This window comes from uncultured Campylobacter sp., assembly GCF_938040115.1.
Lineage (GTDB): Bacteria > Campylobacterota > Campylobacteria > Campylobacterales > Campylobacteraceae > Campylobacter_A.
The window spans coordinates 1-6,043 of the sequence record NZ_CALHXD010000064.1; the positions used below are offsets into that span (position 1 = coordinate 1).

8 protein-coding genes and 1 pseudogene are annotated in these 6,043 nt (G+C 42.6%); 2 read left to right on the top strand and 7 right to left on the bottom strand.

Features of this window, described 5'->3' with window-relative positions; translation table 11 throughout:
- Together Q0314_RS02575 and Q0314_RS02580 are read right to left on the bottom strand one after the other, a co-directional pair.
- Window positions 1-377 (bottom strand): annotated as a pseudogene (locus tag Q0314_RS02575) (GTPase ObgE); the annotation flags it as partial.
- A gap of 45 nt (window positions 378-422) precedes the next feature.
- Window positions 423-1,064, bottom strand: a complete 642-nt coding sequence (locus Q0314_RS02580) for an NYN domain-containing protein (protein WP_298056203.1) — start codon at window positions 1,062-1,064, stop codon at window positions 423-425.
- A 360-nt stretch (window positions 1,065-1,424) separates the two neighbouring features.
- Here Q0314_RS02580 and Q0314_RS02585 point away from each other — a divergent pair, with 360 nt between their 5' ends.
- Window positions 1,425-1,793, top strand: a complete 369-nt coding sequence (locus tag Q0314_RS02585; protein WP_298056206.1) for a hypothetical protein — start codon at window positions 1,425-1,427, stop codon at window positions 1,791-1,793.
- On the opposite strand, the gene Q0314_RS02590 is transcribed toward Q0314_RS02585, so the two are convergent.
- The 5 genes from Q0314_RS02590 to Q0314_RS02610 form a co-directional block, all read right to left on the bottom strand.
- A complete protein-coding gene (locus Q0314_RS02590; RefSeq protein ID WP_298056209.1) occupies window positions 1,783-2,241 on the bottom strand; it encodes a hypothetical protein in 459 nt (152 codons plus the stop codon). The genes Q0314_RS02585 and Q0314_RS02590 overlap by 11 nt on opposite strands.
- Before the next feature lie 99 nt (window positions 2,242-2,340).
- On the bottom strand, window positions 2,341-2,598 hold the full coding sequence (gene rpmA / locus Q0314_RS02595; protein ID WP_002943616.1) for a 50S ribosomal protein L27: 258 nt from the start codon (window positions 2,596-2,598) through the stop codon (window positions 2,341-2,343).
- A gap of 11 nt (window positions 2,599-2,609) precedes the next feature.
- Window positions 2,610-2,924 carry a 50S ribosomal protein L21 gene (rplU, locus tag Q0314_RS02600; RefSeq protein ID WP_002947447.1) on the bottom strand — a complete coding sequence of 105 codons (315 nt, stop codon included), beginning with the start codon at window positions 2,922-2,924 and terminating at the stop codon, window positions 2,610-2,612.
- Between the two features lie 101 nt (window positions 2,925-3,025).
- Window positions 3,026-4,024, bottom strand: coding sequence for a hypothetical protein (locus tag Q0314_RS02605; RefSeq protein WP_298056212.1), 999 nt, complete (start codon window positions 4,022-4,024; stop codon window positions 3,026-3,028).
- A complete protein-coding gene (locus Q0314_RS02610) occupies window positions 3,969-4,577 on the bottom strand; it encodes a hypothetical protein (protein ID WP_298056214.1) in 609 nt (202 codons plus the stop codon). Before Q0314_RS02610 ends, Q0314_RS02605 begins: the two co-directional genes overlap by 56 nt.
- A gap of 89 nt (window positions 4,578-4,666) precedes the next feature.
- Here Q0314_RS02610 and flhB point away from each other — a divergent pair, with 89 nt between their 5' ends.
- Window positions 4,667-5,743 (top strand): flagellar biosynthesis protein FlhB, encoded by a 1,077-nt coding sequence (flhB, locus tag Q0314_RS02615; RefSeq protein WP_298056217.1) that lies wholly within the window; start codon window positions 4,667-4,669, stop codon window positions 5,741-5,743.
- The last annotated feature ends 300 nt before the right edge of the window (window positions 5,744-6,043 follow it).

A 6,043-nucleotide genomic window follows, 5' to 3' on the forward strand; every position in this document is an offset into this window, starting at 1 on the left:
TTGCCAAGCCCGCCTTTGCCGCCTTTTAAAAATAGCTCGCGCTGCCCCTCGCTAGTTAGGTCGCAGAGCAGCTCGCCCGTCTCAGCATCTAACACCGCAGTGCCTGGAGGCACGATGAGCTCTAGGTGCTCGCCTCTTTTGCCGTGCATCCTGCGCCCCATACCTGCTTCGCCGTTTTGCGCGCGCATGGCCTTTTTGCCTTTATACGCCGCCAGCGTGTGCGTGTTGTTATCGGCGACGAAATATACGTCGCCACCGTCGCCGCCGTCGCCGCCGTCCGGTCCACCTAAAATCACGTGTTTTTCGCGGCGAAAGCTCACAGAGCCGGCTCCGCCGTGACCCGAGCTTAGGGTTAAATTTACGCTATCTATAAACATTTTTTGCCTTAGTTTTTAGAGATATTATATCTAAAATTACCAAAACTATACCAATGCCACAGCAAGATCACTTTTAAAATCGGGGTTTATCTTAAAAATTTGAGCGTTGCTCTCATAGAGATTTTTCCAAGACGTAAAACCATAGTCAGCTGGTTTTGCCTTATTGCCTTTGTTTTGCAAAAAATTCACTACTTTAGCATTGCAAACATAGCTGTTGCTACCGCTATTTTCCTTAACTGCTTGAACAATGTCAGAAAGATCGCAAATTTTATCTATTTGACGGTGTAATAAAATAAAATTTGAATATGCATCCTTTGCTGATTGTTTGGTTTTTTGCTCCCCAAAACCCAAAACTATTTTGCCCAACTTTTTAAGCTTTATAATAAGCGGCGTAAAGTCACAATCGCTTGAAACGATACCTACGGCATCTATTTGGGTAGACACTATAATATCCTCGATTGCATCTAAACAAAGCGATAAGTCGGCACAATTGGGCTTGTAATTAAAAACATGAACAGATTCTATGTCGCTAGCCTGCAAAACCTCGTCCCATCCACAACGTTTAGTAAAATCTTTATACGCTTTTTTTATAATAATCTCATAGCGCTCGTTTTGACAATAATTTATTACATCGCGCATGAAAACGTGGCTTACATTTTGACAGTCGAAATATAAGGCTATTTTCATTCTTGCTCCTTAAATTTATCCCCTCCCGAAGGAGGAGAATATCTATTTTTTAGGTGGATTATTTCCACGACCTTTACCGCTTGGATTACCAGTAGTGCTTGGACCATTTGGTGGTCTTATTCCTGATTTTGCCATTATTTATCCTTTAGTTTAATCTGCCGTTAAAGTCGGCTAAAAAATGAGCGACTCACATAAATGAAACTATGCTAGCTACAACTTATTTGCTCGCCACTTACCATAGCCAGTTAAGTAATTTATACAAATATCAATCTCATCTTGACTAATACTTGCTATCCTCATTTTTATCACCTCCTCTCTTGTGGTATAATTCTGGAATTTTACAAAAAGGCTAGGCGACAAATGGCGACAGAAAATTATGAGCGTGAATGCAAGGAACTTGCAGAAAACATACAAAACGGCGTAAGCCAAATAAGACTTGGGCTTACAAATTTTTTAGTTTCTTTTGTGGAAGCTAGTGAGAATTCAGATGACGAAAGATATTTAAAAACACGAGCAAAAACATACGAAAAGCTTATGCAAAGAGTTAGAAACAAAAAATCAAGCACTCGAGAAACAGCCGATAAGCTAAAAGCTATTTATAGATTTTTGCTTGATAACGATGAATACAAGAAGCTTAAACACTATAAGCCGCTCATTGATGACAAATTTGAAATAGAAATTTTAGGAGATGAATTATATAAAAAAATCAAAAGCCAGTCTAAAATATAGAACATTCCGAGAATTTTTTATCATCCTTTAAGCACTTTTTTATTTTCTCGATACATTGGTTTTTTCTATGGCTAGAACCTTGCTCGCCCACACAAGTAGAAATAAAAGCATATTCCTGCTCTACCGAATATCTCTCTAAAAACATCTCATATCCCCCGTAGGCTATTGCCCCAGCTACAATAGCACCAAACCAAAAACCTCCACCAGATCTAGCTGTAGATTGGTTTTCTTTTATAGCTTCGCTCATTAGATTTTTTAATATATTGCCATCTTGTATGTATTTTACAACTTTTTCTGCATCACTCGGACTGATTTTGTTATCCGTTATGTCAATTTTTAAAGACTTAATACTTTCGTCAATAAGAACATTTATATCTTTTAGTAAATTTTTATCTAATATATTTTCAACAAGATATTTTAAAATTTCACTTTTGTCTATTTTCATCATAATTATTACCTTTAGATTACAAAATATATCAATGAAAATTATATCGGAATTTAACGTTTTTGGAGCAATTTAAAGAAAAAGGGGCTTTCGCCCCAAAGATTACGCAGCAGGATAAACTGAAACTTTTTTCCTGTTTTTGTCTAGTCTTTCGAATTTAACGAAACCGTCGATTAGCGCAAAAATCGTGTGATCTTTGCCTAGACCGACGTTGCTGCCCGCGTGAGTAGCGGTACCGCGCTGGCGGATGATGATGTTGCCCGCGCGAACGAATTCGCCGCCGAATTTTTTAACGCCTAAGCGTCGTCCGATGGAATCTCGGTTATTCTGGGTTGAGCCTTGACCTTTTTTGTGTGCCATTTCTTATCTCCTTAAGCTGCGATACTTACGACTTTTACGCGTGTAAACTGTCTTCTAAAACCGCGTTTTAGTTTTGAGTCTTTGCGTCTGCGTTTTTTGTAAATAACGACTTTTTTATCCTTGCCCTCGTTTACGACTTCAAGAACGACTTTCGCACCCTTTACGAACGGCGCGCCTACCTTTACTTCACCGTCGTTTACGCACAAAACGTCCGTAATCTCGACTGATGATTTTGCTTCAGCACTGAAATGGTCAAGCTTAAGATATTCGCCTTCGCTGACGCGATACTGCTTGCCGCCGTGCTTAAATATAGCGTATTTTGACATACTCTACCTTTCTAAATTTGGTAAGACCAAAAAGCGCTTTTGGATTTCAAAAGACTTGGGGGAGCTTTGTTGGTTGTAAGAGACGGATGATATCCAAAAATTTATAAATTTTGGTTTAATGTCCCAGCTTTTAAAATTTCATCCGCTAAATTTTCGACCATCGCGTCGTGATCTAGGAAGCGTATTTGATCGCTCAGCGAAGGCCCGTCAAAAGGCTGATGAAGTACGGTTTTAGCCGGCGGCGCGTTTAAAATTTGATTAAAAACGTCAAATTCCGGCGGAAAGCTAAAATATAATTTTGGCTGCGCCGGTTCGCCGCCAAAAAGCCTTTTTGCGTAAATTTCGCTGAAATTTTTAGCTTTCGGCAAGCTAATGCGCTCAAAAATCTCAAAAGGCAAGAGGTAATGCGCCAAGGCGTAAAGTCCGTGCGCGAAAAAACTAATCCTCTTTTCAAATTTCGGCGCGGCGGTTCTGGCAACTTTTACGCAAAAATTACTCAAACTCTCGCTCATCGCGGCCACGTCTTTTTCGTGCAAGACAAGGACAAATTTTACCGCTTCTCTTTCATTTATCGGCTTTTTGGAGTCCGCAAACCTACGCGCTTTTTTTAGTGCGGGCTCAAGCGATTTTTTATCGTCCCATAGCAGCGCCGAAACCAGATCGCTCATCACGCACAAAAATCTATAACCGTTCGTGCTGGGCGGCATAGAGTGCGTAAGTACGTTTTTTACGCCGTTCATGTCGCCGCACGCTAGCGCGAGAAACGAATGAATAAGCCTCTCGCACTGATCGTACCCGCCCTCACAGCCCGGCAGTAGTTCGTTTCTGGCGTACTGAAAAACAAGATCGTTTAGAGCCTCCACATCGCCGCTTTCTATACATTTTTCCAGCCAAATTTCATAAGGAATTTGCGGTATCGAAAAAGCCATCAGTTTTATCAGCTCGCATAAAAACTCGCGCTCGCTCAAATTTTTCTTTTTTAGCTTGGCTAAAACTTCGCCGCACTCGTTTAAAAGCAGATCGGTTTCGCTTTTTTGCGGTTTTTTAGATTGTGAAAATTTGCGGGAATTCTCCTGCGAGTCTTGCAAAAACGTTTTCATCTACATACTTCCTATTTTTATTTATTTTATCAAAAACTTCTTGCGCCAGAGGCAAATGCGCGCCGTATCTAGCTAGATATAGCCAGTCTAGCCCTTCGCACGCTGTTTTGGCAAGCACCTTGCCGCCTTTAGCCCTGGCCGAATACTCCAAAACAAAAGGCAAAGCCGAGTGCGCCGCGTCCTCTTTATGCAAAATCCCTGTCATCGCGTAAAATTTAGCGCGGTACTCTTTGCTAGAAAGCAAACTCGCCAAAAAGCCGTTCTCGACGCCGCCTGCTAAAAACGCGGTAGTTAGAGCCGCGTTACCTTGTACATCTAGACTTTTAAATTTGACGGCGCCTTTTAGAGCGGGGATCGCGCGCGTCGTGCCTAGCTCGCGCAAGGCGATAGTAGCCCAAAGGAGGTCAAATTTATCCTGAGAGCTTTGTAAAACATCTATCAAATTTGACTCATTGTAGGGGATTTTACGGCTTTTAAAGTGACTCGCGGCAGCCTCGTTGCGCGCCCTCATCTGCACGAACCACTCGCTTACGTGATCGTCAAGCTTTTGCATTTTGCTCCTTTAAATTTAGGCAATTGTAGCGTAAAATTTAACCTCGTTTTAGATATAATCGCCCAAATTTAAGCAAATTCAGGATAGAGATGGCAGGCGAAGACCAAGAAAAAACCGAAGAACCCACCTCCAAAAAAATCGAAGACGCGCGCAAGGACGGCAACGTCCCCAAAAGCCAAGACCTAGCCGGCTTCGTCACGCTCGCGGTCGCGATCTTCGTCGTTGTGGCGCTTCTTGGCTTCATCGGCGATCAGTTTTTCACGCTGTATAACTACTATCAGAGTCTAATCGGCCAGGAGTTTACGCGCAAGCTACTCTTTAGCGTCGCGACCACGACGATATTTCGCACGCTGCTCATCATTCTACCTATCGCCGTTTGCATCGCGATCGCGGGCGTCGTCGCCAACCTGATGCAGTTTGGATTTATATTTACCACAAAGCCTTTGGAGCCAAATTTAAACAAAATCAACCCAATAAAAGGGCTCAAAAATCTCTTTTCTCTTAAAAAGCTGATAGACGGCATCAAAATGGTGCTCAAGGTCACGGCGGTTTTTACGGTCGGGTTTTTGATGTTTTTAAGCTTTATCAAAGAGCTGCCGCACACGCTGTTTTTCTCGATGGCGGCGCAGCTGGCATGGCTAAAAGAAAAGATGCTGATTTTAGCTGCCGTGATGCTAATAGTAATGTTTATCATCGGGCTTCTTGACGTGCTGATCGTGCGTTTTCAGTATTTTCGCGACCTAAGAATGAGCAAGCAGGAGATCAAGGACGAATACAAGCAGATGGAGGGCGACCCGCAGGTAAAAGGTCGCATCCGCCAGCTGCAAATGCGAGCCGCGCGCAACAGAATGATGCAAAATATCCCGCAAGCAGACGTCATCATCACAAACCCGACTCACTACGCCGTTGCGCTTCGCTACGACAAAACAAAGGAAAAAGCGCCCGTGATCCTGGCTAAAGGCGTGGATTTTCTAGCGCTTCGCATCAAGCAAATCGGAGTGCAAAACAACGTCAAAATCGTCGAAAATCCGCCGCTAGCGCGCGAGCTATACAAGATGTGCGAGGTAAACGATATGATACCTGCAGAGCTCTTTCGCGCCGTCGCCGAGGTGCTAAGCTTCGTCTATATGAGCGACAAACAAAAATTCGGCGATAGGCTGAAGTGAAATTAAATTTGACTTTTTGACTGTAAATTTGAAGCCAAATTCGGAGTCAAATTTGTGCCGCTCAAATTTGGATAAATTTTAGAATTTTACTCGCCGAGACCCGCATCTTTAAGGCGCTAAATTTGGTTTTATCAAATTTAGCATTGTAAATTAAAGTTCTTTGAGTAAAAAACAACCATCTAAGGTTGTTTTTTACTTTGTTGTAAAGAGTGTGGGGGATTGTCAAGGGGGAAGGGAGCGACTTCGCGTCTGCTAGCAGTTGCGAGTATAGCGAAGCAAAATTCAAGCCCCTTCCCCCTT